Genomic DNA, 25776 nt, shown 5'->3' on the forward strand with positions numbered 1-25776 from the left:
CGGTTTGCCACCCGACAGGACTTCCTAAGTGCACTGTCGGCGGCAGACTGTCCGTTGAGGACTATCGATGGATTGCACATTCCGGGCGTCCGCCGGCGGCGCCCACGCGCGCCGCCGGCGGGTCGTCGCCGGTCAGCCCATGTGGGGGTACGTGTGGTCGGTCGGCGGCACGAAGGTCTCCTTGATCGTCCGCGGGGAGATCCAACGGACCAGGTTCAGCCAGGAGCCGGCCTTGTCGTTGGTGCCGCTGGCGCGGGCGCCACCGAAGGGCTGCTGCCCGACCACCGCGCCGGTCGGCTTGTCGTTGATGTAGAAGTTGCCGGCCGCGTACCGCATGCGCTCGCCGACCGACTCGACGACCCGACGGTCGGTGGCGAACACCGAGCCGGTCAACGCGTACGGGGCGATCGACTCCGCCTGCGCGACCACCTCGTCGAACCGGGCGTCGTCGAACACGTGCACGCCCAGGATCGGCCCGAAGTACTCGGTGGTGAAGGTCTCGTGGGCGGCGTCGCCGCACTCGAAGAGCGTCGGTCGCACGAAGTAGCCGACCGAGTCGTCGGCAGTGCCACCGGCCAGCACCCGGCAGCTGTCGTCACCGGCGATCAGCTCCAGCGCGGCGGTGTGCCGGGCGAACGCCTTGTCGTCGATCACCGCACCGCCGAAGTTGCCGAAGTCGGCCACGTCACCGTAGGTCAGCGAGTCGGTGGTGGCGGCCAGCCGGTCCCGCAGCCCACCCTCCCAGATCGAGCGCGGCACGTACGCCCGCGAGGCCGCCGAGCACTTCTGGCCCTGGTACTCGTACGCGCCACGGATCAGCGCGGTGTGCAGCGCGTCCACGTCGGCGCTGGTGTGCGCGACGACGAAGTCCTTGCCGCCGGTCTCGCCGACCAGGCGCGGGTAGCCCCGGTAACGGGAGATGTTGTCGCCCACGGTCCGCCACAACTGTTGGAAGACCTTTGTCGAACCGGTGAAGTGGATGCCGGCCAGGTCCGGGTCGGCGAGCACGACGTCGGAGACCTCCTCGCCCCGGCCGGTGACCATGTTGATCACGCCGGGCGGCAGGCCGGCGGCCTCGAACAGCCGCATGGTGAAGTGCGCGGCGAACTGCTGGGTCGGGCCCGGCTTCCAGACCACCGTGTTGCCCAGCAGGGCCGGCGCCGACGGCAGGTTGCCGGCGATGGCGGTGAAGTTGAACGGGGTGACCGCGTAGACGAAGCCCTCCAGCGGGCGGTGGTCGAAGCGGTTCCAGACGCCGGGCGAGGACGCCGGCTGCTCCTCGAGCAGGCGACGCGCGAAGTGCACGTTGAACCGCAGGAAGTCGATGAACTCGCACGCCGCGTCGATCTCCGCCTGGATCGCGGTCTTCGACTGGCCGAGCATGGTGGCGGCGTTGAGCGTGTCCCGCCAGGGACCGGCGAGCAGCTCGGCGGCGCGCAGGAAGATCGCGGCGCGCTCCTCGAAGGGCAGCGCCCGCCACATCGGCGCGGCGTCCTTGGCCGCCTTGGTCGCGGCGCGCGCGTCGTCGTGGGTGGCGTGCGCGGTCACCCCCAGCACGTGGGCGTGCTTGTGCGGCTGCACCACGTTGATCGGGTCACCGCCGGCCATCCGCTGCTCACCGCCGATGGTCATCGGCAGGTCGATGCGCTCGGCGGCGAGCTCGGTCAGCCGCCGCTGGAGCCGGTCCCGGTCGGGGCTGCCCGGCTCGTAGTTGCGAACCGGCTCGTTGCGCGGTTCGGGAACGGAGAACACGGCATCCATCAAGGCTCCTGGCGATCTCGACAGCAGTGGCGAAACCGGACCCGCGGGCACCGACCGGATGGCCGGACACCGGACGCCGCACGGGAGGCCGAGCAGCGGCGGGACCTCCCCTGATTCTCCCACGACGGGCCACGCGACCCATCTCCGCCACCGCCCAGCGCCAAGGACCGCCCCGCCCCTCCTCCCCTTACCGACCGCTCTCGATCCGTCCCGCCGTCCCGGGGCGACAGGCAGCCCAGCGGGCCCGCGTACCCTGAATGGTCGGTGACCTGCCGCCTCGAAGGGGAGACGATGACCAAGCAGCCCGGCCGCGTCCCGGCCGCTGAGTCGGACGAGCCGGCGGTCGACGCGGCCAGCGCCGGCAGTCGGCCGCTGCCCGCGCCCGGCGCCGCAGTGCTCGCGCTGCTGGCACTCGGTTGGCTGGCCGCCATGCTCTGGTCCACCCGGGAGGCCATCACCTCGGCGGCGGCCGGGGTCACCGCGATCAGCCTCTCCGCGTTCGCCCTGCCCGGCGTGATCTCGGCCGCGCTGGTGGCCGGGGCGGCCGTCGCGCTGGCCGGTGGCAACCTGCTGGCCCGCCGGTACGGCGACTGGGCCACCCTGCGCTTCGCCGGGGCGATCGGCGGCGGAATGCTGGTCGGGCTCGCTGCCGCGGTGGCCATCAACCTCACCTACTTCGACACGTCCACCACCAACGTGATCGCCGGTACCACGGCGGCCGCGGCGATCATCGGGGGCGCGCTGGCCGGCGCGCGGACCGCCCCGGCGATCGGTGCTGTGGTCACCGCCGCGCTGGGCACGCTGATCTTCGTGGTCGCGTTCAGCCGCGCCCGGGACCCGCTGTTCGACCTCTTCGGGTCCGGCGACAGCCAGGAATCGTTGATCAACGCGGCGAAGTGGGTGTCCCGTACCGAATCGCTCGTCGCCGGGCTGCTCGCCGGGCTTCTGGCCTTCGGCTACCTGACCTGGGCACGGCGTCGAGCCGTCCACCGCGATCCCGAGGCCCCGGCGCTGCGCTGGCCGGCGTACCTGCTCGCCGGCGCCGGGCCGGGGCTCCTCCTGCTGCTCGCCGAAGTGATCATCAGGGTTGGCGGCCGGTCGCTACTGGACCTTGCCAGCGCGCTCAGTGAGGCGGACGCGGTGGCGCAGACCTCGCTGGGCACCTCGCGGGTGGACAACGGCATCTGGGTGCTCTTCGTGGGGGCGCTGACCGCGCTCATCGCGTTCGGCCGCACGCTCAGCCCCGCCCACAGCGACGACGACGAACCGGCCCACGGCCCGAACCCCGTCGCGGACCAGATCGATCCGGCGGACGACAAGCCGGGCTACGCCAAGGCGTTCGACGCGGACCCGGCCGAGACGTTCGACGGCGACCCAGCCGAGACGCCCGACGCGGACGCGGCGAAGGCGGACCCGGCTCGCTGACGCCGCACCGGGGCCGGCGTTCGGCGAAGGCGGCCGGGGCCGGCCTTCGGCGCAAGTGCTTGCCCGGTGTCCGGTGTCCGGCTGCTGCCGGGGCGGTGCCCAGCTCAGTCGGTAGCGCTCAGCAGCTGGTCCAGCTCCGTCACGTCGTACCACTCCAGCTCGTGGTCCTCGGCGCCGTCAACGGTGAACTGGGCGTCCGGGTCACCAGCCGCCGCCTCGGCCACGACGTCGGCCGCCGCGCCGACCTCCTCGGCCGCGTCCGCGCTGTCCACGTGGATGGCCGCGACGGCGCCCACCGGCACGGCGTCGGTCAACGTCACCGCGCTGGAGCCCAGCTCGCCGTCGCCGCGCCCGATCGCTGCCGACGGCAGGTCGACCGAGATGACGACGCGACGGCGGGGAGCGGTCGGATCGGCCCGGAGCAGATGCAGGGCGTCCTGGGCAGCCCGGGTGAAGGCGACGTACTCCAACTCCTCCTCGTCACCCTCGGCGTACCACTCGCGCAGCGCCGGGGTCACGGCGTGCGCCTGGTCGGCGGCCAGGCCCTCCACACGCAGCCGGGCCAGCATCGGTACGGTCGCCGGCACGTACACCCGGACAAGCTCGTCGGTCACCGGTCGTCTCCCCGCGTCGTCCTCCACCGGCGGCCGCCGGCACGGGCGCAGATCATGCCGCACGCCGTGACCGTCATACACCCCGCCTCCGGCCGGAGGAAGTTCCCAGCCGGTGTGTCCCGGGTGGTTGGTACGCCACCGAACCGGTCCCGTGCTGGGCGGTGGGGGCTGTCGGTGGCAAACTGAGCCAAACGACATCAACCCCGGGAGTTTCTGTGGAGCCGAGGTTCCTGCTGCTCTCCGACGTGGCCACCGAGCTCAACGTGTCGGACTCGCAGGTCTACCACATGGTGCGCAGCGGTGAACTGCCGGCGATCAAGATCGGCGGGCGCGGGCAGTGGCGCGTCGAGCGCGCGCGACTGGAGGAGTACATAGCGCGCAAATACGACGAGACGGCAGACTGGGTGCAGAGCAACCCCCTGGTCGACCGCGACCCCGAGTAGCAGAAGCCCGGCTCGCCCCTGCCTGCTCGGCCTGCCCTCTGCCCGTCCGTCAGTTCCGGGGCGTGATCCACTCGGTTTTACGGAAGTCGGGGTGCCGGGGCCGCTGGGACCACGCGATTTCAAGAAACCCGAGTGGATCATGCGCCTTGTCGGGCGGAGGAGGCCACGAAGCCATTGACCGAGGCCGTTTTGTCGCTCAGAATCGAGCTTGTCGGAGGCAAACGAAGGCAAACGCAAGATCGAGGGGACGATGATGAGCGGAGCGCGACCCGGTCCTTCCCGACCACCCGTGCGGCTGCGCCCCGTCCCGCCCTTCGACCCGCCCTACGTTGACGAGGCCGACGGGTCGTACTGGCCGCCGATGACCGACGGCCAACTAGCCCTCGACCTGTTCGCCTCCACCCGACCCAACCCGGTCCGGCCGCCGGAGCGGCGAGCAGCCCTGCGCCCGGTGCCCAGCAGGTCCACCACCCACCCGGTCGCGTCGTTGCCGACGTCGACCGCACCGGAAACCACCCGAGCCGCGCACCGCTTCGTCGGCACCTGTCTGGAGGTGGTCAACGGCTACCGTTCGCCGGCCCAGGTGCGAGCGCTGCTCGACCCGGCCCGAGCGGGCGACCTGCTGACCGAGCTCGCCCGCGCATCCGGGCGGGCCGGGGCATCCCGCCGGCGCAGCGGCCGACCACTGGTTCGACTGCTACGCCTGCGAGTCTGCGAGCCCCGGGAGGCCGCGGTGGAGGCGGCAGCCGTCCTCACCGGCGCGGGCGGCCGAAGTTGGGCGATGGCGCTGCGTCTCGAACATCGTCGGGGCCGCTGGCTCTGCGTTGCCCTACACGTGCTCTGACCGCACCTGCCCCGGTCGTCGGCGAGGCTCACAGACACCGACGGGCCCCGGCCTGTTCGGCCGGGACCCGTCGGTCAGACGCTGTCGGTGCAGCTGCTGTTGGTCAGTTGCCGCCGTTGGGGGCGCCGTGGCAGCGCTTGTACTTGCGGCCCGAGCCACACGGGCACGGCGCGTTGCGGGACGGGCCGTTGCTCGCCTCCGCCTGGTTCGGTGCCGGCCGACGGGAGGCAGCCGACGGAACTGCCGGGCCACGCAGCCCGGATGCCGGCCGCTGCGGCGCGGATGGCGCGCTCTGCCCCGGTGCCGCCGGAGCACCCGGAGCCGGTCGGCCCACACCGAGCGCCGGAGCCTGCTGCTCGGCCTGCTCCACGGCGACCGCGCCCGGGCTGGCCTCACCGTCGATGGTCGGCGCGGAGTATTGCAGGCCCTGCCGCCGCGGTGCCTGGTTGAGGCCCTTGGCCCGGATCTCCACCGGCTTGTCGAGCAGGGTGACCTCGTCGGCCCCCTCCTCCGGCTCCGGTTCGGTCACCTGGACGTCGACGTTGTAGAGGAAACCGACGGTCTCCTCCTTGATGCCGTCCATCATGGTGGCGAACATGTCGAAGCCCTCGCGCTGGTATTCCACCACCGGGTCGCGCTGGGCGTAGGCCCGGAGGTTGATGCCCTCCTGGAGGTAGTCCATCTCGTAGAGGTGCTCGCGCCACTTGCGGTCGATGACCTGGAGCAGCACCATCCGCTCGAGCTGGCGCACCCCCTCGGTGCCGAGCTGCTCCTCACGCCGGTCGTACGCGGCGTTGGCGTCCTCCTTGAGGCGGGCGACCAGGAAGTCGGCGTCCATGCCGGCCCGGGAACCGCCGGCCTCCTCTTCCAACTCCTCGATCGTCACGCCGACCGGATAGAGCTGCTTGAGGCTGGACCAGAGCTGCTCAAGGTCCCAGTCTTCGCCGTAGCCGTCGGAGGTGGCACCCCGCACGTACGCCTCGACGGTGTCGTCGATCATGTTGCGGACCTGGTCGGAGAGGTCTTCGCCGTTGAGCACCCGGAGCCGCTCGGCGTAGACGACCTGGCGCTGCTTGTTGAGCACCTCGTCGTACTTGAGGACGTTCTTGCGGATCTCGGCGTTCTGGCCCTCGATCTGGGCCTGGGCGCTCTTGATCTGCCGGGTGACCATCTTCGACTCGATGGGCACGTCCTCCGGGATGTTGAAGCGCTCCATCACCGCCTCGACCGCCCCGGCCCGGAAGCGCCGCATCAGCTCGTCCTGGAGGGACAGGTAGAAACGGGACTCGCCCGGGTCGCCCTGCCGGCCGGCGCGACCACGCAGCTGGTTGTCGATCCGCCGGGACTCGTGCCGCTCGGTGCCCAGCACGTAGAGGCCGCCGGCGGCCGAGACCTCTTCCGCCTCGGCGTCGCAGGCCTGCTTCCAGGTGGGAAGGACCTCCTCCATCGCCTTGGCGTACTCTTCCTCGTTCTCCAGCGGGTCGAGGCCGCGCTGGCGCAGCTCGTTCGCGGCGAGGAACTCCGGGTTGCCACCGAGCAGGATGTCGGTGCCGCGGCCGGCCATGTTGGTGGCCACGGTGACCGCGCCCTTACGCCCGGCCTGGGCGACGATCTCAGCCTCCCGGGCGTGGAACTTGGCGTTCAGCACGTTGTGCGGGATGCCACGGCGGCGCAGCAACTGGGAGAGGATCTCGGAGTTTTCCACCGAGACGGTGCCCACCAGCACCGGCTGACCCATCTGGTGCCGCTCGGCGATGTCCTCGATGACGGCGTTGAACTTGGCCTTTTCCGTCTTGTAGATGACGTCCGGCCGGTCCTCGCGAACCATCGGGCGGTGGGTCGGGATGGTCACGACGCCGACCTTGTAGACCTTGTTGAACTCGCTCGCCTCGGTCTGCGCCGTACCGGTCATCCCGGACAGCTTCTCGTAGAGGCGGAAGTAGTTCTGGAGGGTGATGGTGGCCAGGGTCTGGTTCTCCTGCTTGATCTCCACCCCCTCCTTGGCCTCGATCGCCTGGTGCATGCCCTCGTTGTAGCGACGGCCGTGCAGGATGCGACCGGTGAACTCGTCGACGATCAGGACCTCACCGTCGCTGACGATGTAGTCCTTGTCGCGCTTGTAGAGCTCCTTGGCCTTGATGGCGTTGTTGAGGTAGCCGACCAGCGGGGTGTTCACCGACTCGTACAGGTTGTCGATGCCGAGCCGGTCCTCGACCTTGGCGACTCCCCGCTCGGTCACCGCGATGGTGCGCTTGGAGTGGTCGACCTCGTAGTCGCCCTCGCCGTCGGTGCCGGGCTGGAGCCGGGCCACCACGCCGGCGAACTCGCCGTACCAGCGGGCGGAGTGCTCGGCCGGGCCGGAGATGATCAGCGGGGTGCGGGCCTCGTCGATCAGGATGGAGTCGACCTCGTCGACCACCGCGAAGTTGTGCCCGCGCTGCACCAGCTCTTCCTTCGACCACGCCATGTTGTCGCGCAGGTAGTCGAAGCCGAACTCGTTGTTGGTGCCGTAGGTGATGTCGCACTCGTAGGCGGCCTTGTGCTCACTGGCCGGCCGGTTGGGCAGCACCACGCCGACGGTCAGCCCGAGGAACTCGTGCACCCGACCCATCCACGCCGCGTCACGCTGGGCGAGGTAGTCGTTGACCGTGATCACGTGGACGCCCTTGCCGGAGAGCGCGTTGAGGTAGACGGCCATGACCGAGGTCAGCGTCTTGCCCTCACCGGTCTTCATCTCGGCGATGTTGCCGAAGTGCAGCGCCGCGCCGCCCATCACCTGGACGTCGTACGGGCGCTGGCCGAGCACCCTGGCCGCCGCCTCGCGGGCCACCGCGAACGCCTCCGGCAGCAGGTCATCGAGGGTCTCACCCTCGTCGAGCCGCTCCCGGAACTGTTCGGTCATGCCGGCCAGTTCCTCGTCGGTGAGGTTGACGTAGTCGTCCTCGATCGAGGTGACGGCGGCAGCGATGGCCTTGAGCCGGCGCACCATGCGGCCCTCGCCCGCGTTAAGGACCTTTTCCAGAATCGACACGGATCAACGCTCCCCTAGACAGTCTCGAACCATCGTAGGCGCTCCATCGGCGCGATGGTCACTGGTGGCGGTGCTCGACCCCGCCGAACCCGACATAACTCGCGTCCTGCACACGCCCCAAACGTTATCCGGTTACGCCGTCGGCGAACGCTACGGCAGGATGCACGAGTGGAGCCCGTGGAGATCATCGAGGACGGCGTGCTGCTGCGGCCCTGGCGAGAGACGGATGCCGAGGCCGTACACCGAGCCTGCCAGGACCCGGACATTCAGCGTTGGACCACCGTACCGCGCCCGTACCGGCCGGAACACGCCCACGGATTTGTCACCGAGATGAGCCGGAAGGCCTGGGCCGAGGGCACCGGGGCACCGTTCGCGGTCTGCGACCCGAACACCGGGGAGCTGCTGGGTTCCAGCGGGCTCATCTCGATCGACAAGGACGGCACCGGTGAGATCGGCTACTGGACGGCGCCCTGGGCGCGCGGTCGGGGCGTGATGGTCCGGGCCACCCGGGCGGTGGCCCGCTGGTCCTTCGACACCCTCGGGCTCCGCCGGCTCATCTGGCAGGCCGAGGTGGGCAACCACGCCTCCCGGCTGGTGGCCCTCCGGGCCGGTTTCCGGATCGACGGCAGGTTGCGGCTGGCCAACCCGGCGCTGCCCGGCAGCGCGGACGGCTGGATCGGCTCGCTGCTGCCCGGCGAGGTGCCGGCCGCGGGGTCGACCGGTCCGGCCGGACCGGGCACCCTCGCCGCCCGGCGGGCCGCCGTCTTCGGCCGCCCGCAGCCCGTTCTGTTCGCCGAGAACGGGGCCGGCGAGCTGCGTCTGCGACCCATGGAGGAGAAGGACCTGGACGCCGTGGTGCAGACCTGCCGGGACCCGGAGAGCATCCGCTGGACGACAGTGCCGGACCCGTACGAGCGCGCCGACGCGCAGGGCTACCAGGCTTACGGCCGGGACGCCTGGGCTCGGGGGGACGCCGCCTGCTTCGTGATCGCCGACTCCGACGACAGGTACGCGGGCACACTCGACCTGCGGCTCTCCCCCGCCGACCCGCTGGTGGCCGATGCCGGCTTCATGACCGCGCCGGCGGCCCGGGGCCGGGGCTACCTGCCCGCCGCGTTGGTCGCGCTCAGCGCCTGGGGCTTCAGCACGTTGGGCCTGGCGCGGATCGAGTGGAAGGCGAACGTGGGCAACACCTCCTCCCGCCGGGCGGCGGAGAAGGCGGGCTTCCTGGTCGAGGGGATCGCCCGGGGCGGCGTGCAGCACCGGGGCGAGCGGGTGGACGTGTGGGTCGGAGCGCTTCTCGCGAAGGATCTGGGATGAATCTGCGGCCGGTCGTCGAGGCGCACGGGGTGCGGCTGCGCCCGTTTCGCGCGCAGGACAGCGCCGACGTGGTGGACGGCTGCGCGGACCCGCTGACTCAACGGTTCGTGTCGAACCTGCCGACGCCGTACACCGAGACCGACGCCCGCTGGTGGATCGACGTCGGTGCCCCGGCGGCCTGGACCGGCGGCGGCACGGCGTACGCCGTCGCGGACCCCGCGACCGATCGTCTGCTCGGCGCGGTGGGGTTGAACAACCCGGTGCCCGCCCGGGGTCAGGTGGAGATCGGCTACTGGATGCGACCGGCGGCGCGTGGTCACGGGCTGGCCACCGCGGCGACCCGCGCGCTGAGCGAGCACGCGTTCGCCGCCGGGGCGGCCCGACTGGAGCTGCTCACCGAACCGGAGAACGCCCCGAGCCAGCGGGTCGCGCTGGCCGCAGGCTTCCGCTACGAGGGTCTGCGCCGTTCGGCAGGTGCGTCCCGGGGCGAGGGCCGGCACGACCTGCTGGCCTGGGTACGCGTCGCCGGTGATCCGCCCGGGCCGGCCGCCCGGCTGCTGCCCGACCTGCCCGGCGGGGTGCTCACCGACGAGGTGGTGGCGCTGCGCCCACTCGCGCCGGACGACGCGGCGCTGATGTACCGGCTGCACAGCCGACCCGAGGTGGTGGCGAACCAGGCGCCGCCGGTGCCGCCGACGCGCGAGGCGATGGAGCGGCGTTGTCGTCTCGCACAGAGCGGCTGGCTGACCGGCGAGATCGCCCGGCTGATGATCACGGACGTGGCCAGCGGCGAGCCGGTGGGCAGTTGCGGGTTGTCGTACACCGACGTGGCCGCCGGCGAGGCGTCGGTCGGCTACGCGTTGCTGCCGGACTGGCGCGGCCGGGGGTACGCGACGCGGGCGGTCCGGTTGCTGGCGGGCTGGGCGTTCGGCTCGGCCGGTATCGCCCGGCTGTCGGCCGGCACGGTGCCGGACAACAGCGCGTCGCACCGGGTGCTGGAGCGGGTCGGTTTTCGGCGCGAATCCGTTCAGCGCGGCCGGCTGCCCGGGTTGGCCGGCGCCCGCCTGGACGACCTGACCTTCGCGCTCCTCCCCGCCGACCTCCGCTGACGGATCATGGAGTTGTGGTGGGCGTTTCCCCACCACAACTCCATGATCGACGCGGATCGGCTACCGGTCAGGTGGCGAGGGAGATGATGCCGTAGTCGTACGCGTGGCGCCGGTAGACGACGCTGGGGCGGCCGGACTCCTTGTCCTGGAAAAGGTAGAAGTCGTGGCCGACCAGTTCCATCTCGAACAGCGCGTCGTCGATGGTCATCGGCTCGGCCGGGTGGACCTTCTCCCGGGCGATGTGCCACGGCTGGTCGTCGTGCTCCTCTTCGACCCGCTCCGCGACCGCAGTGCCGGCGCGGGCGCCATCGCTGGGCGCGCTCAGCGCGTTGGGCACCAGGTCCGCGACCGGAAGGCCCGCTGTGGCCTCGGCGACGGAGATCGGCGCGTGCCGGCCCCGGTGTACGCGGCGGCGGTCGGCCGCGCGGCGCAGCCGGGTGTCGAGCTTCGCGATGGCCGCGTCGAGCGCGCTGTAGAAGTCGTTCGTGCAGGCTTCGGCCCGAATCACCGGGCCCCGGGAAACGCAGGTGATCTCCACCCGCTGGCAGTGGTCGGCCTGGCGCGGATTGCGCTCATGAAACAGCTCGACATCGACGCGAATAAGTTTGTGGTCGTAGCGTTCGATCTTCGCGAGTTTCTCGGCTACGTGTACCCGGTAATGGTCCGGCACTTCGACGTTTCGGCCCTTGACCACGATGTCCACGTGACCTCCCTTGTTCGGACGGTCTTCGATCCGGTTGCCCGGCCGCGCGCCGTGGGGAGACCCGCTGGCGTCGACCGGTTGGTACGGCTACGCCTCCTCTCACCGCCAGGGGCGGTTGGAACGACCTCCTACCCCCGACAGCGAAACGCTAACTCCTGTTTGCCCGGCAGTCACCCCATGTTGCCGAGACGGCCCAGGATTTTTCGCAGCTCATACACCAACGGGTGAAACGGAAACACGATCGGTTACGACTGGTGTCTTTTCTCGGTCGCCGCGAGCACCGCCGCGACACTCGGTGCCCACCCAGTCGCGGTCAGCACCCGGCTCGCCGCAGCGAGGGTCACGCCGGTGGTGACGATGTCGTCGAGCAGCACCACTACCGGTGCCGCGCCCCCGGCACGACCCCGGACCGGCCCGGTCGAGCGGGGCTGGAAGGCCGCCTCGGCCGCCGCCGCGCGTCCAGCGCTGTCCAGGGTGACCGAGTCGGGCCGGGGCGACGCCCGCAGCGGACGGTGCACCCGCACCGCCCAGCCGCTCCGGTTGAGCCGGGCCGCGCAGTGCCGGGCAAGCCGGTCGAGGTGGTCCCCGTAACGGGACCGGGCCGCCGCCACGGTGTCCGGGACCGGAACCAACGCCACCGGGCGGGCCCCACCGACGGCCGCCGCGACGACTTCGGCGAGCAGCGCGCCGAGCGGGCGAGCAAGCCCGTGTCGGCCGTGTTCCTTGTACGCCAGCAGGGCCTCGCGCAGCGGACCCGCGTACGGGCCGAGGGCGACGCAGGACGGCAGGCCCGGCGGTGCGGGAGTGGGGCGGACCGCCCGTGGTCGCAACGCACCCAGCGCCACGACACAGGCCGGGCAGACACCGTGCCGCAGGCCGGGTCGGCGCTCCCGACAACCGGCGCAGTCGGCGGGCAGCACCAGGTCGGCGAGGTCCGCCCAGAGCCCGCTCACCGTGTCAGTAGAGGAAGAACGGCGCCGACGGGTTGCTCGGCCGGACGCCGGTCGGCACCGGGGCGATGTCGCGTACCCGGCCGGGCTCGATCCGTTCGAACGGGCTGCTGCGGTAGGCCACCCCGTTCGCCTCGTACATGTAGGCCCCGCTGGGCGCCCGCACGCCGCGGTTGGTCGGGTACGCGGTCAGGTGGGTGACCTTGGCGCCGAGGTCGGTCCGCAGCGGCGTCTCCAGGGCGCCGTCGACACTGATCTCGTAGATCGCCGGCTGGCCGACTGACCCCGCCACCACGAGCTGGTCCTCCCTGCCCCAGTCGACCGCCGTGGGGTTGGTCAGCGAGGTGACCAACTCTCGGGGCGGGCCGATGGAGACCCCGCCGCCGTCGAGGTTGACCGCGGCGACGTAGAGACGGCCGCCGGCGATCAGCGCCACCCGCTGGCCGTCCAACGCGGCGGCCACCGCGGTGACCGCGGCGGAGGGCAGGTTGAGCGGCACCGGATACATCCGGGCCGCCTCGTCGAACCGGTAGAGCTGCCCGTCGGCCACCACCAGGCCACGGCTGGGGCGGTTGTCGACAGTACGCAGCCAGACCGGCCGGCTGATCGAGGAGTACTCGGTGCCGCTGCGACTGAGCACGGCGACCGGGTCGGCGCCAGTGCCCACGGCGAGTCGGTACCGGTTCTTGCCGCTGCCGGTGACCGCCATCGCGGCGAGGATCCGGCGGTCCTTGGCCAGCCCGAGGCTGGCGGAGACGACGTTACGGTTGGCCTCGGGTGTCAGCGGCACCGTGCCGCTGGGCTCGCCATCGAAGTCGAGTGGGTGGATCGCCCCGTCGTACACGCCGAACCGCTGCGGGCCGGTGGCATACGGATAGAGCACGCGGGAGTCTCGTCGCTCGCCCAGGTCCACCACGGGTTGCGCGTTGTTGCGGATCTTCAACTCCAGCTGACCGGTCAGGTCGCCCAACGACCAGGCGATCTGCGTGATCAACTGATCGATCCCGTTCTGGTCGTCACCGGACATGTCCAGGTTGACCTCCCACCGACCGTTCCCGCCGGTGGCGTTGTTGATCAGCTCGGTGCGGTCCGGCAGCCCGACGACCCCCGGGCGCAACCAGTCCGAGGGGCCGCCGACCAGCCACTTCACCACCTCGTTGACCTGCCGCTCGACCGGCACCGCCTGCGGCCGGTAGCGCTGGTCGGGCACCAGGCGGCTGCGGTCCGAACTCCAGAAGTAGATCGTCTCGTCCTGGTAGTACTCGCGAAGGGCGGTGTCGCTGAGCAGCAGCACATTGGGCGGGTTGATGACGTAGAAGCCGGCCCGGTCATCGTTGGCGCCGCCGTTGAAGGACGCAGGGCGCAGGCCGAACTCGTACTCCGTCTCGGTCGCCACCGGTGGGGCCAGGGTGCCGTTGGTCCGCAGAACACCGAGCTGTTGCACGGCGATCTTCACGGTCGTGGTCGAGTCGCTGTTGAGGGTGTAGACCGCCTCGCGCAGCCGGACCACGTTCAGCGCGACCTCGCTGCCCTTCTTGTCCTGTAGCCGGGTCTTGTCCTCCGGGGCGATGAACGCCTTGACCCGCTCGTACGCTCGATCCGGCTCGCCGGCGGCGGCGGACAGGAAGTTGCGGACGAATGCCCCGTTGTCGCTGCCGCTGGCCGTCCGCGTCGGTGGCTCACTGCCCCGACTGATCACACCGGCCTCGGTCGCGGCGCCGCCCTTGCCGTCCACCCGCACGTCGGATGCCGCCGGGATGCCACAGCCGGCGCCCAGCAGCACCATCACGCCGAGGGCCCCGAGCACAGTTGGCCGTCTCACGAGCGCACCTCCGTCCGCTGTCCGTCTCCGGCCGGAGCCGGGCCGATCGCCAATGCACCGCCGGTGCCGGGACCGATGGCCAGTGGCCCACCGTCGCGGGGGCCGCCGAACGGCAGGGCGGCGTCGGCCGGCACCAGCCGCAGCGGTGAGGTGGTCAGCCGATCGCCCGCACGGGCCGGCAGGGTGAGCCGGAACTGCGCGCCCTGCCCGGGCGCACCCCACGCCTCCAGCCAGCCGCCGTGCAGCCGGGCGTCTTCCAGGCTGATCGACAGCCCCAGCCCGGTGCCCCCGGTCTGCCGGGCCCGGGACGGGTCCGCCCGCCAGAACCGGTTGAACACCAGCTTCTCCTCGCCCACCTTCAGCCCCACACCGTGGTCGCGGACGGTGATCGCCACGGCGGTCTCGTCGATGCCGAGGGTGATCAGCACCGGGCGGGCCTCACCGTGCTCGACGGCGTTGCCGACCAGGTTGCGCAACACCCGCTCGACCCGGCGCGGGTCGACCTCGGCGATCACCGGCGTGCCCGGCAGGTCGAGTTCGATCGGTACGCCCACCCGCTCGGCCAGGCCAGCCAGCCGGTCGACCACCCGGTGCACCACCGGCACCAGGTCGGTCGGCTCGGAATCCAGCATGGCGAAGCCCGCGTCGAACCGACTGATCTCCAGCAGGTCGGTGAGCAGCTCCTCGAATCGATCCAGCTCGGCCTGGAGCAGCTCGGCGCTGCGGGCGACCGCCGGGTCGAACTCGTCGCGCTCGGCGAAGATCAGGTCAGCGGCCATCCGGACCGTGGTCAGCGGGGTACGCAGCTCGTGGGAGACGTCTGAGGTGAAGCGGCGCTGCAACCGGGACATCTCTTCCAGGCGCAGGATCTGCCGTTGCAGGTTGGTGGCCATCTGGTTGAACGACGCGGCCAGCAGGGCCAGGTCGTCCTCGCCGTTGACCACCATCCGCTGGTCGAGCAGGCCGGCGGAGAGCCGTTGGGCGGTTCGTGCGGCGACCCGGACCGGGTTGACCACCAGCCGGGTGACCAGTGCCGCGAGCAACCCGAGCAGGATCACCAGCGCGACCCCGGTGGCCACCACTGTGGCGCGGGCGTCGGCGGCGGTGACGTCCTGCCGGCCCAGCGGCACCAGATAGTAGAGCTCGATCTGGCCGAAGCGGGTGGGCACCGGCGAGCCGTAGACCAGGTACTTGGTGGTCTCGCCGGTGAGTCGCCCGGTGCGGATCTGGCTGGCCACCTTGCCGTCGGCGATCGCGGCCCGCAGCTCCGGGCTGATCAGCGACTGCACGTTCGCCGACGGGGAGGTGCGCGTCTGGATGTCGTTGGGATAGTCGTTGGCGGTGATCGCCACCACCACGCCGCTGGTCTGCTGGGGGTCGCCGCCGGCCAGGTAGTTGACGGTGCCGTCGATGGTCTCCTGGAGCTGCGCCTCCTGCGGCTGCCCGTAGAAGGAGACCTGCTTGGCCGCGTAGCTGGCACCGCTGGTCACCCGCTGCCGGACGTCGCTTCGAGCGCTGTCGAGCAGGATGGTGGTGATCTTGTCAGCGATCAGGAACGCGAACCCGCCGACCAGCAGGCTGGACGCGACCAGCGTGATGGTCACGACCCGGACCTGGAGTGAGCGGCGCCAGGTCTGGTGTGCCCGACCCACCGCACGGGCGAGCCGACCGCTCACCGCACGCCAGAGCTCCCCGCCGGCGCTGGGGCGGCGGGCAGCCGTACTCGGGGAGGGTGGGGGCGGCGAGGTCGACACAGTGCGACCAGGCTATCCGGTCCCTGCCTTGTAGCCCACGCCCCGCACGGTGAGGATGATTTCCGGTCGCTCCGGGTCCGGCTCGATCTTGGCCCGCAGCCGCTGGACGTGCACGTTGACCAGACGGGTGTCGGCCGCGTGCCGGTAGCCCCAGACCTGTTCGAGCAGCACCTCGCGGGTGAAGACCTGACGTGGCTTGCGGGCGAGCGCGACCAGCAGGTCGAACTCCAGCGGCGTCAGCTTCACCTCCTCGTCGTTGCGGCTCACCGTGTGCGCGGGCACGTCGATGGTGATCTGGTTGTCCGGAGGCCCGATGGTGAGCATCTCCGGGGCCACGTCCTCGCCCCGGCGCAGTCGGGCCCGCATCCGGGCCACCAGCTCCTTGGGCTTGAACGGCTTGACCACGTAGTCGTCGGCGCCGGACTCCAGGCCGAGCACGACGTCCACGGTGTCGCTCTTTGCGGTCAGCATGACGATGGGCACGCCGGACTCCGCTCGGATCGACCGGGCCACGTCGATACCGCTCATACCGGGAAGCATCAGGTCAAGCAGCACGATATCGGGACGACTGTCGCGAAAGGCGGCCAACGCCCGCTCGCCGTCCGCCACAAACGAGGGCAGGAAACCCTCACTGCGCAGCACGATGCCGAGCATCTCGGCGAGCGCGGGGTCATCGTCGACCACCAGTACGCGGGCTCTCATGGGATTAATATTGCATCCTCATTCAGTTCGGTGGGACCGGCGTCCGCCGGTAACGCTTCCATGATCCCCCTTTGGCACCGCCTGGCGCCACAGCAGGCTGGGCCGATCCGGTTGTCGCCATCCGGACGACGGTCAGCCGAACAGCCCACGCCCCCAGTGGTCCCCGCCGTCGCGTACCCCGGGAGGACAGGCGAACACCCCACTGGAGACGTGTCGCAGGTACTCGTTCATCACGTCGTGCCGGGCCAACTGTGTCTGGATCGGCACGAACTGGCGGCGTGGATCGCGCTGGTAGGCGATGAAGAAGAGGCCCGCGTCGAGTCGGCCGAGGCCGTCCGAGCCGTCGACGAAGTTGTAACCCCGGCGCAGCAGCTGAGCGCCGCCATTCCGACTCGGGTGGGCCAGCGTGACATGGGCGTGCTCGGCGATCACCGGCTTCCCGTCCGCGCCACGGGCGGCGAAGTCGGGTTCGTCGAACTCGTCGCTGCGACCCAGCGGCGCGCCGCTGCCCTTGGTCCGCCCGACGATCTCCTCCTGCTCGGCGAGGGAGGTCCGGTCCCAGGTCTCCACGAGCATCCGGATCTTACGGGTGACCAGGTACGAGCCCCCGGCCATCCAGTCCGGCCCGTCGCCCGGCTGCACCCACAACTGGTCGCGCAGCAGGTCGGTGTCCTCGGCCTTGAGGTTGGCCGTGCCGTCCTTGAACCCGAAGAGGTTGCGCGCGGTGGCCTGCTCCCGCGAGGTCGATGAGGTGCGGCCGAAGCCCAACTGCGACCAGCGGACGCTCACCACGCCCATGCCGAGCCGGGCCAGGTTGCGGATCGCGTGCACCGCCACCTGCGGGTCGTTGGAGCAGGCCTGGACGCAGAGGTCGCCACCGGAGAGCTGCGCCTGCAACGCGTCGCCGGGGAACTTCGGCAGCTCGGCGAGGGCGGCGGGCCGACGGTCGGCGAGGCCGAACCGGTCCCGCCCGTCGGCGTCGCGGAACAGCGTCGGCCCGAAGCCGATGGTGAGGGTGAGCTGCGAGGGAGGCAGGCCGAGTGCTTCACCGGTGTCGTCGGGTGGGGCCTCCGGCATCCCGCCGACCGCACCCAGCACCCCGGCGTCGCGTCCCGCGGTCATCCGGGCGGCGGCGGCCGTCCACTCCTCCAGCAGTTCGACGAGTCGGGCCCGGTCCTTGGTGATCACGTCGAAGGCCACGAAGTGCAGCCGGTCCTGCGCCGGGGTGACGATGCCGGCCTGGTGCTCACCGTGGAACGGCACGGCCCCGGCCGGGTGGTCGTTCGCAGCGGCCGGACCATGTGAGCCGTTCAGCAGCGCTCCCGCGCCGGCCGCCACTCCGGCGACCCCGGCCACTCCGGCGCCGGCCAGGGTGATGGCCCGGCGCCGGGTCAACCTGCTCCCGCTCATCGACTCCACTCTTTCTGCCAGGTGGTCACTTCGCGACGGCCGCGGCGACCTTGCTGATCGGCTCGGCGAGCGCGTTGATCCCGTCGGAGAGCTCCTTGAGCTCGGCCTTGCTCAGCGCGGTGTGCAGCTTCCAGCCGTCGCCGTCGCGGTGCTTGCCGAGCAGTCCCTCGACGTTGGCGAACTCGGTGTCCAACTGCGTGACCAGCTCCGGCGAGCGCTGCTGCAACGCGGGGCGCAGGGCGGACACGGCGGCCTTGGAACCTTCGAGGTTGGCGGCGAAGTCCCACAGGTCGGTGTGCGAGTAGCGGTCCTCCTCGCCGGTGATCTTGCCGCTGGCGACCTCGTCGAGCAGTTCCTTGGCACCGTTGGCGAGCTGGAGCGGGGAGAGCTTCTCGGCGTTCGCCTTGGCCACGATCTCCTTGACGTCGACCAGCAGCCGGTCGGCGATCGGGCCATCCTTGCTGATGTCACCAGACTGCCAGAGGTCCTTCTCGATCCGGTGGAAGCCGGTGAACTCCATCCCCTCCTCGATGACCTCCTCGCGGCCGTCGATCTTGGGGTCGAGGTCACCGAAGATCTCGGCAACCGGCTCGATCCGCTCCCAGTAGGTGCGGGCGACCGGGTAGAGCGCCTTGGACTTCGCCACATCGCCGGCCTTGACCGCGCCGACGAACTCCTCGGTCTTGTCCAGCAGCGCGGCGGTCTGGCTCTTGACGTAGCGCTGGTAGTTGTCGGTGGCGTCACCCAGCGCGGCGTCCGCGGTGAGCGGCTGCGCCGACCCGCTGACCTTGAGCGCACCCCGGATGCCCTTGCCACTCATCCCTGGCTTGCAGGCCGTCTGGTACGTGCCGGCCGGCAACTCCACGTGCAGCTCGCGGCTCAACCCGGGGGCGATGTTCTCCACCTCACCCATGACGCGGTCGCCGTCGGCGTACACGTAGAACTCGGTCACCTTCGCACCCGAATTGGTGATCTTGAAGGTGGCGGTGCCGGCACCCAGGTCGGTCGAGCCGACCTCACAGGCGGTGTCGCTGGCCTTGACCACGATCGGTCCGCCGGACGCGGCCGAGTCACCCTTGTCGGAGTCGGAGCAGGCGGCCAGACCGGCCGTCGCCAGCACGCCTGCGGCGGCCAGCGCGAAGAACTGGGTGGTACGCATCTGGGCTGTCTCTCCTCGTGGGTCAGGCACGCTGCGGCGTGGACGCCGCCTCGGCCTCGGCGCCGGTGTCGGCCCCGCGCTCGGTGACGGTGGTGGTGGTCGCGGTGGGTGCCGGCTTGCGCCGGGCCGGTCGCAGGAAGAGCAGGAGGACCGGTACGGCGTACGCGACCCAGGCGATCGTCTCCAGCACCGTGGGCGCGGGAGTCACGTTGAACATGCCGGCGAGCAGGGCCGCGTACCAGGTGCTCGGGTCGAGCGCGCCGGTGATGTCGAAGGCCAGGTGGTTCAGGCCGGGCAGGACGCCGGCCTCCTGGAAGTCGTGCACGCCGTACTTGAGGATGCCGGCGGCGACCAGGATCAGCAGCGCGCCGGTCCAGGTGAAGAACTTGCTGAGGTTGATCCGCAGGGCGCTGGCGTAGAGCAGCACGCCGAGGACCACGGCGGTGACGATGCCGCCGATCAACGCGAGCAGCGGGCCGCTGTCGCCGGCCGCGCCCTGGGCGGCCGAGTAGAAGATCAGCGCGGTTTCCAGGCCCTCGCGGATCACCGCGAGGAAGGCCATTCCGGCGACGGCGAGGGACCCGACGGCCAGCGCCTCGGTGAGCTTGCCCCGCAGTTCACCGGCGATTGTCCGGGCGGCTCGGCGCATCCAGAAGATCATCCAGGTCACGAAGACCACGGCGGCGACCGAGGTGATCGCCTCGAACAACTCACGATCCTCGGAACGGGACAGCAGCGAGGTCGACGTGTACTCGATCAGCCAGCCGAAGAGCACCGAGAGCGCCACGGCCAGGCCGACGCCGCCCCAGACCTGCGGCAGCCGGTCCCGGCGCTGCGACTTCACCAGGAAGGCGACCAGGATGCTGACCACCAGGGTCGCTTCCAGCCCTTCCCGCAGGCCGATCAGGTAGGTGGCGAACATCCGGGCTCCGAGTAGGTTAGGCACGCCTTGGCTGACTTAGGGCAGGCATACCTTCCTCCCTGGTCAGGGCCCTCGTCAAGTCGTTCACGACAAGCTCACCAGGTCCGTGACGAGGACCAACGGCCGCCGGCAGCCGGCCTGCCGCCCGTCGGCTGTGGAAGGATCCCCGCCGTGAGGGGATTCCTGCCGTGGTTGACGGTGCTGGCCGTGGTGCTGCTGCTCAGCGCGCTACGCCTGCGGGCGCTGGCCACCGTCGTGTCGGTCGGCTGGCTGATCTGGTGCGTCTGGACGTGGTTCCGGCCCACCCGACGCGGCCCCCGTTCGGGCTGAGCCGGAGACGCTGAGCCGGCGGCGGAGACGACGAACCGGGCCGGCTGCGAACAGCCGACCCGGTCCGGAGATGTCGATCAGTAGCGGTAGTGATCCGGCTTGAACGGACCCTCCGTGGAGACGCCGAGGTAGGCGGCCTGCTCCTTGGTCAGCGTGCTCAGCTTGGCGCCGAGCGCGCCGAGGTGCAGCCGGGCCACCTTCTCGTCCAGGTGCTTGGGCAGCACGTAGACGCCGATCGGGTACTCCTCGGTCTTGGTGAAGAGCTCGATCTGGGCGATCGTCTGGTTGGCGAACGAGTTCGACATGACGAAGCTCGGGTGCCCGGTCGCGTTGCCCAGGTTCAGCAGGCGGCCCTCGGAGAGCACGATGATGGCGTGCCCGTCGGCGAAGCGCCACAGGTCGACCTGCGGCTTGATGTTGATCCGCTCGACGTCGGACCGCTTGGCCAGCCCGGCCATGTCGATCTCGTTGTCGAAGTGGCCGATGTTGCCGACGATGGCCTGGTGCTTCATCCGGGCCATGTGCTCGTTCGTGATGACGTCGAAGCAGCCGGTGGCGGTGATGAAGATGTCGGCCTGCTCGACCACGTCGTCCAGGGTGGCGACCTGGTAGCCGTCCATCGCGGCCTGCAACGCGCAGATCGGGTCCACCTCGGTCACCACGACCCGGGCGCCCTGGCCGCGCAGCGACTCGGCGCAGCCCTTGCCCACGTCGCCGTAGCCCATGACGACCGCCATCTTGCCGCCGATCAGCACGTCGGTGGCGCGGTTGATGCCGTCGATGAGCGAGTGCCGGCAGCCGTACTTGTTGTCGAACTTGCTCTTGGTCACCGAGTCGTTGACGTTGATGGCCGGGAAGAGCAGGGTGCCAGCCCGGTGCATCTCGTAGAGCCGGTGCACGCCGGTGGTGGTCTCCTCGGTCACGCCCTTGATGCCGGCGGAGATCCGGGTCCAGCGCTGGCCGTCCTCGCCGAGCGAGCGGTGCAGCAGCTCGAGGATGACCGCGTACTCCTCGGAGTCGGCGGACTCGACCGGCGGGACCGCCCCGGCCCGCTCGAACTCGGCACCCTTGTGAACGAGCAGGGTGGCGTCGCCGCCGTCGTCGAGGATCATGTTGGGGCCCTGCCCGTCCGGCCAGGCGAGCACCTGCTCGGTGCACCACCAGTACTCCGGCAGGGTCTCGCCCTTCCAGGCGTAGACCGGAACTCCGGCCGGAGCCTCGGGGGTGCCGTCCGGGCCGACGACGATCGCCGCGGCGGCGTGGTCCTGGGTGGAGAAGATGTTGCAGGACGCCCAGCGCACCTGCGCGCCGAGCGCGACCAACGTCTCGATCAGGACGGCGGTCTGGATGGTCATGTGCAGGGAGCCGGTGATCCGCGCGCCGGCGAGCGGCTGCGCCTCGGCGAACTCGCGCCGGATCGCCATCAGGCCGGGCATCTCGTGCTCGGCAAGCTGGATCTCTTTACGCCCGAACTCGGCGAGCGACAGATCCGCCACCTTGAAGTCGCCGTCGGCGAGCGTGCTCGGCCGGGCCTCGGACGGCGTGCCGCTGGCGGACGCCGGGAGGGTGCTGGTCATGAAAGCTCCTGTCGAACGATGTCTGCGCCGACCCTCCACCTTACGCGCGTCGGCGACGGGCATCAGGCACGGTCGGCGGACAGCGCACGGGGCGGTCGGTGATGGACGGACCTTCCCGCCCACGTCCCGCCCGCCCCGTGCATCCCCCCGGTTTGGTTCCCCCGCACGTTCTCGGACCGTCGTCGCGATAACGCTGCGTACTCATAGAGTCACACTCAGGCAGGGTGACGTCAAGCTATTCCGGGAAAGTCGGACTTGTGTCGTTGGCCCGAGTCGAGGTCAGCGCAGCCCGGACGTCGCCACGTACGCCACACCGGCGCCGTCGATCCGCAGCGGCGCTTCCGACGCCGTACCGATCGCCGCCTCGCCCGAGACCAGCGTCAACGCGCCGGCACCGTCGTCAACGGTGATCGAACCGCCAGCGCAGAGCACCACCCGGGGGCCGGGCAGCGACAGTGTCACCGAGGGCACCGCCGCGTCGACCCGCACCCGGTGCAGCGCGAAATCGTCCACCGGCACGGGCCACCAGTCCACCCCCGGGCCGACCGGCTGCGCGGCCCGCACCGGATCGTCGAGCACCTCGAAGCGCAGCACCCGCAACAACTCGTCGACGTCCACCCGCTTCGGGGTCAGGCCGCCGCGTAGCACGTTGTCGCTGGCCGCCATGATCTCCACGCCGCAGCCGCTCAGGTAGGCGTGCAGGTTGCCGGCGGGCATCCAGATCGCCTCCCCCGCCTCCAGCCGCAGATGGTGCAACAGCAGCGCGACCAGCGCACCCGGATCCCCCGGGTACGCCTTGGCCAGCCGGCGGGTCAGCTCCGCGTCCGGGCCGTCGGCCGGCGCTGCCACCACCGCGGCCAGCAGGTCGTGACGCCTGGCGACCGGCCAGCCGAGCAGCGTCCGCACCGCCGTCCGCAACCCCGCCGGCCCGGCCCGCAACGCGGCGACCACCGGCACCAACGCCGGTACGCCGAACGCGGCGAGCGCCTCGGCCGACTCCGCCGGATCCCGGAAACCGCACAGCGCCTCGAACGGGGTGAGCGCGACCAGCAACTCCGGCTTGTGGTGCGGGTCGGAATAGTTGCGCTGCCCCTCGGGGCGCCCCGCCTCCGCCGCGTAGCCGGCCTGCGCCTGCTCGGCGTCAGGGTGGGCCTGCAGGCTCAGCGGAGCGTCGGCCGCGAGAACCTTGAGCAGGAACGGCAGCCGGCTGCCGAACCGCTCGGACACCCGCTGGCCGAGCCACTGCCCTGGTTCGTCCCGCACCAGGTCACAGAGGCTCACCCGCAGACCGGCGCGATCCACGTGGGCCGGAGCGCCCGGATGGGCCCCCAACCACAGCTCCGCCTCCGGGCCCGCGCTCGGCACCGATCGCCCCTGGAGGAGGGCGATGGCCGAGCGCGAGCCCCAGGCGTAGTCCCGGATCGGCCCGTACAGTGGCTCCACCCGTCAGCCCCCGGGCCGCCCGGCCGGCTCGCCCGACGTGTCCTGCGGCTGCGGCACAGCGGTGTCGGCCGCGGCACCGGTGCCGGCCTCGGCGGCAGCGGCGCTGTAGACGTCCGGCTCCAGATAGATCACCCGGGCGATCGGCACCGCGGCGCGGATCCGCGCCTCGACGGCGTTGATGCCCCGGGCCAGGTCGTGGGCGCTCTCCCACTCCGGAACGGCGATCTTGGCGGCCACCATCAGCTCTTCCGGGCCCAGGTAGAGCGTCTTCATGTGGATGATCCGCTCCACCTCGGGGCCGTCGGTGACGGCCCGCTCGATGGCGGCCAGCTCGGACGCCTCGGCACCCTCACCGAGCAGCAGGCTCTTCGTCTCGATGGCCAGCACGACGGCGATGACGACCAGCAGGATGCCGATCATCGCGGTGCCGGCGGCGTCCCACTCGCCGTTGCCGGTGATCAGCGTCATGGTGACGCCGAACAGGGCGAACACCAGACCGACCAGCGCGCCGAAGTCCTCCAGGAGCACCACCGGCAGCTCCGGCGCCTTGGCCCGGCGGATGAAGCGCACCCAGGACTGATTGCCCCGGACGTGGTTGGACTCCTTGATGGCGGTCCGGAAGGAGAACGACTCCATGATGATCGCCGACACCAGCACGACCACCGGCAGCCAGTGCCAGGACTCGATGCCGCCCTTGTGATGCCACTTGTGGTAAGCCTCGTAGAGCGCGAACAGGCCACCGATGCTGAACAGCACGATGGACACGATGAACGCGTAGATGTAGCGCTCGCGGCCGTACCCGAAAGGGTGTTCCGGGGTGGCCGCGCGCTTCGCCCGCTTGCCACCGAGCAGCAGGAGGCCCTGGTTACCGGAGTCGGCGACCGAGTGGACCGCCTCGGCCAGCATCGACGACGAGCCGGAGAGCAGGAACGCGATGAACTTGGTGACGGCGATGCCGATGTTGGCCAGCAGGGCGGCGACAATCGCCTTCGTCCCACCGTTGGCGCTCATGCCACCGCTCCGCTTCGCCGCACGAAGCCGCCCGGTCCGCGCATGACGCGCCGCCCCCTACGTTCGTTCACTGGTTCGACAGCTCCTTCATCTCGGTGATGGCCGGAACGGCCATCGGGTCCAGCCCATGTGCCAGAGCAAGGTAGATCGAGGCGAAATCCGGAACGGCGATCAGCGACGCCAGCCGCTCCAGGGCGGAGCCGCCCTCGGCGGTCACCACGTCGCACCGCACGCCACGGCGCTCCGCGAGGGTCTGCACCGCGTCAGCACGGCGCTCCTCGACGGCGAGCGGCTCGTCGGTGTCGTCCTCGGCGTTGAGCCCGCCGTCGCGCAGCAGCACCAGCCGCAGCCGGGTGCCCTCGCCGTCGTCCTCGGCCGGGTCGGCGAAGATGTCCCGCTCCCCCTCGGCCAGGCCGCCGAAGACGCCGTCGAGCAGCCCGACCCGACCCCGCCCGGCCTCACCCAGCGCTCCGGTGACCACCGGGTAGCGGGCGTTGGCCGACAGGGTGTCGCCGAACCGGCGGGCCGCCACCGTGGCCAGCGGGGACGAACCCCAGACGATCGGGATCGAGCCGGCCAGGCCCAGCGCCAGTGACTTCGCCGGGTTGACGAAGGACTCGGCGGCGGACCGGCAGCGGTCGGCGTCCGCGTCGAGCCGGGCCGCGGTCTCCGCCAGGTCCGCCTCGTTGACCTTCACGAGCCCGAGGGAACGGGCGGCGAGCAGGACCGGCACGGTGAGCGCCCAGAGGCTGGCCCGGGCCGGGGCACGCCGGGGCACCGGGATGAACGGCGCCCGGGCCTGCTCGGCGATCGACTGCAACTGCGAGTCCGGGGCACCCACGGCGACGAGTCGGGCACCACGGCGGTGGGCCGCCTCGGCCGCGCCGAGCGCCTCCGGGCTACGTCCGGACGCGCTCACCGCGATCACCACGTCGGCCGCGCCCACCCAACCGGGTACGCCGGCGGAGCGGTGCCCGATGATCGGGACCGGGCAGCGTGGCCCGGCGACCGTGGCCAGCACGTCCCCGGTACGCCCGGCGGTGCCGATGCCGGCGATCACGACGGCTCGGGGCCGCCCGTCGTCGGCGAGCACCGCGAGGTTCGCCTCGGCTGCCAGCGCGGCGCTCTCGCGGACCTGCGCACCGGCCGACGCCGTGTGCCGGAGCATGCCGCCCGGGTCGGCCTCGGCCAACGCCTGCGGGTTGTCGAGCAGGGCCTCGTCGGCGTCACGGCGCCCGCTGACCCCGGCCGTACCGTCGATCATGAGGACTGCCCGGGGCCGCCGCGCGCCTCGTCGAGCAGCAGCACCGGCACGTCGTCGCGGACCTCGAAGATCCGGCCGCACTCCGTACAGGTCAACGTCTGCGCCTCGGCGTCGTAGGTGAGCGGGGCGTGGTGCGTGTCCGGACAGGCAAGGATCTCGAGCAACTGCGGATCCAGGGCCAT

Annotated in this window: 22 protein-coding genes; 6 read left to right on the forward strand and 16 right to left on the reverse strand. The window is 71.1% G+C overall.

Going from position 1 to position 25776, the window contains the following annotated elements:
- Window positions 1-132 precede the first annotated feature (132 nt).
- Window positions 133-1761, reverse strand: coding sequence for an L-glutamate gamma-semialdehyde dehydrogenase (pruA, locus tag GA0070561_RS01790; RefSeq protein WP_091393970.1), 1629 nt, complete (start codon window positions 1759-1761; stop codon window positions 133-135).
- Between the two features lie 291 nt (window positions 1762-2052).
- Here pruA and GA0070561_RS01795 point away from each other — a divergent pair, with 291 nt between their 5' ends.
- Window positions 2053-3186, forward strand: a complete 1134-nt coding sequence (locus tag GA0070561_RS01795; protein WP_244166028.1) for a hypothetical protein — start codon at window positions 2053-2055, stop codon at window positions 3184-3186.
- 104 nt (window positions 3187-3290) lie between these two features.
- Here the strand turns inward: GA0070561_RS01795 and GA0070561_RS01800 are convergent, their stop codons facing one another.
- Window positions 3291-3800: a DUF6912 family protein gene (locus GA0070561_RS01800; RefSeq protein WP_091393973.1), complete on the reverse strand. Its 510-nt coding sequence runs from the start codon at window positions 3798-3800 to the stop codon at window positions 3291-3293.
- 215 nt (window positions 3801-4015) lie between these two features.
- On the opposite strand from GA0070561_RS01800, the gene GA0070561_RS01805 reads away from it, so the two are divergent.
- A complete protein-coding gene (locus GA0070561_RS01805; RefSeq protein ID WP_091393976.1) occupies window positions 4016-4243 on the forward strand; it encodes a helix-turn-helix domain-containing protein in 228 nt (75 codons plus the stop codon).
- 250 nt (window positions 4244-4493) lie between these two features.
- Window positions 4494-5087, forward strand: a complete 594-nt coding sequence (locus tag GA0070561_RS01810) for an Rv3235 family protein (protein WP_091393977.1) — start codon at window positions 4494-4496, stop codon at window positions 5085-5087.
- Window positions 5088-5190: 103 nt separating this feature from the next.
- Here GA0070561_RS01810 and secA read toward each other — a convergent pair whose 3' ends face one another.
- Window positions 5191-8118, reverse strand: coding sequence for a preprotein translocase subunit SecA (gene secA / locus GA0070561_RS01815; RefSeq protein WP_091393980.1), 2928 nt, complete (start codon window positions 8116-8118; stop codon window positions 5191-5193).
- Window positions 8119-8286: 168 nt separating this feature from the next.
- Between secA and GA0070561_RS01820 the strand changes: the two genes are divergently transcribed.
- Both GA0070561_RS01820 and GA0070561_RS01825 read left to right on the forward strand, forming a co-directional pair.
- A complete protein-coding gene (locus GA0070561_RS01820; RefSeq protein ID WP_091393984.1) occupies window positions 8287-9438 on the forward strand; it encodes a GNAT family N-acetyltransferase in 1152 nt (383 codons plus the stop codon).
- Window positions 9435-10547 carry a GNAT family N-acetyltransferase gene (locus tag GA0070561_RS01825; protein ID WP_091393987.1) on the forward strand — a complete coding sequence of 371 codons (1113 nt, stop codon included), beginning with the start codon at window positions 9435-9437 and terminating at the stop codon, window positions 10545-10547. The genes GA0070561_RS01820 and GA0070561_RS01825 overlap by 4 nt, the downstream gene beginning before the upstream one ends.
- Before the next feature lie 67 nt (window positions 10548-10614).
- Here the strand turns inward: GA0070561_RS01825 and hpf are convergent, their stop codons facing one another.
- The 8 genes from hpf to efeU form a co-directional block, all read right to left on the reverse strand.
- Window positions 10615-11250: a ribosome hibernation-promoting factor, HPF/YfiA family gene (gene hpf / locus GA0070561_RS01830; RefSeq protein WP_091393991.1), complete on the reverse strand. Its 636-nt coding sequence runs from the start codon at window positions 11248-11250 to the stop codon at window positions 10615-10617.
- A gap of 245 nt (window positions 11251-11495) precedes the next feature.
- Window positions 11496-12203 carry a ComF family protein gene (locus tag GA0070561_RS01835; RefSeq protein ID WP_091393995.1) on the reverse strand — a complete coding sequence of 236 codons (708 nt, stop codon included), beginning with the start codon at window positions 12201-12203 and terminating at the stop codon, window positions 11496-11498.
- 4 nt (window positions 12204-12207) lie between these two features.
- Entirely contained in the window at window positions 12208-13986 is a 1779-nt protein-coding gene (locus GA0070561_RS01840) for an LpqB family beta-propeller domain-containing protein (RefSeq protein WP_091397149.1), read from the reverse strand.
- A 32-nt stretch (window positions 13987-14018) separates the two neighbouring features.
- Window positions 14019-15776: an MtrAB system histidine kinase MtrB gene (gene mtrB / locus GA0070561_RS01845; protein WP_091393999.1), complete on the reverse strand. Its 1758-nt coding sequence runs from the start codon at window positions 15774-15776 to the stop codon at window positions 14019-14021.
- Window positions 15777-15788: 12 nt separating this feature from the next.
- Window positions 15789-16478 (reverse strand): MtrAB system response regulator MtrA, encoded by a 690-nt coding sequence (mtrA, locus tag GA0070561_RS01850; protein WP_030331519.1) that lies wholly within the window; start codon window positions 16476-16478, stop codon window positions 15789-15791.
- A 132-nt stretch (window positions 16479-16610) separates the two neighbouring features.
- Window positions 16611-17888, reverse strand: a complete 1278-nt coding sequence (efeB, locus tag GA0070561_RS01855; protein ID WP_091394002.1) for an iron uptake transporter deferrochelatase/peroxidase subunit — start codon at window positions 17886-17888, stop codon at window positions 16611-16613.
- Window positions 17889-17913: 25 nt separating this feature from the next.
- Entirely contained in the window at window positions 17914-19047 is a 1134-nt protein-coding gene (gene efeO / locus GA0070561_RS01860; protein WP_091394006.1) for an iron uptake system protein EfeO, read from the reverse strand.
- A 22-nt stretch (window positions 19048-19069) separates the two neighbouring features.
- Window positions 19070-19969 carry an iron uptake transporter permease EfeU gene (gene efeU / locus GA0070561_RS01865; RefSeq protein ID WP_091394009.1) on the reverse strand — a complete coding sequence of 300 codons (900 nt, stop codon included), beginning with the start codon at window positions 19967-19969 and terminating at the stop codon, window positions 19070-19072.
- Between the two features lie 171 nt (window positions 19970-20140).
- Between efeU and GA0070561_RS33445 the strand changes: the two genes are divergently transcribed.
- Entirely contained in the window at window positions 20141-20299 is a 159-nt protein-coding gene (locus GA0070561_RS33445) for a hypothetical protein (RefSeq protein ID WP_167362326.1), read from the forward strand.
- A 77-nt stretch (window positions 20300-20376) separates the two neighbouring features.
- Here GA0070561_RS33445 and ahcY read toward each other — a convergent pair whose 3' ends face one another.
- The 5 genes from ahcY to GA0070561_RS01890 all read right to left on the reverse strand — a co-directional run bounded on the left by ahcY (window position 20377) and on the right by GA0070561_RS01890 (window position 25776).
- Window positions 20377-21876: an adenosylhomocysteinase gene (ahcY, locus tag GA0070561_RS01870; protein WP_091394012.1), complete on the reverse strand. Its 1500-nt coding sequence runs from the start codon at window positions 21874-21876 to the stop codon at window positions 20377-20379.
- Window positions 21877-22155: 279 nt separating this feature from the next.
- A complete protein-coding gene (gene manA, locus GA0070561_RS01875; protein WP_091394014.1) occupies window positions 22156-23319 on the reverse strand; it encodes a mannose-6-phosphate isomerase, class I in 1164 nt (387 codons plus the stop codon).
- Between the two features lie 3 nt (window positions 23320-23322).
- Window positions 23323-24330, reverse strand: coding sequence for a cation diffusion facilitator family transporter (locus tag GA0070561_RS01880; RefSeq protein ID WP_091394017.1), 1008 nt, complete (start codon window positions 24328-24330; stop codon window positions 23323-23325).
- 67 nt (window positions 24331-24397) lie between these two features.
- Window positions 24398-25594: an SIS domain-containing protein gene (locus tag GA0070561_RS01885; RefSeq protein ID WP_091394020.1), complete on the reverse strand. Its 1197-nt coding sequence runs from the start codon at window positions 25592-25594 to the stop codon at window positions 24398-24400.
- Window positions 25591-25776: a Trm112 family protein gene (locus tag GA0070561_RS01890; protein WP_091394023.1), complete on the reverse strand. Its 186-nt coding sequence runs from the start codon at window positions 25774-25776 to the stop codon at window positions 25591-25593. The genes GA0070561_RS01885 and GA0070561_RS01890 overlap by 4 nt, the downstream gene beginning before the upstream one ends.

The sequence above is a fragment of the Micromonospora saelicesensis genome (assembly GCF_900091575.1).
Classification (GTDB): domain Bacteria; phylum Actinomycetota; class Actinomycetes; order Mycobacteriales; family Micromonosporaceae; genus Micromonospora; species Micromonospora saelicesensis.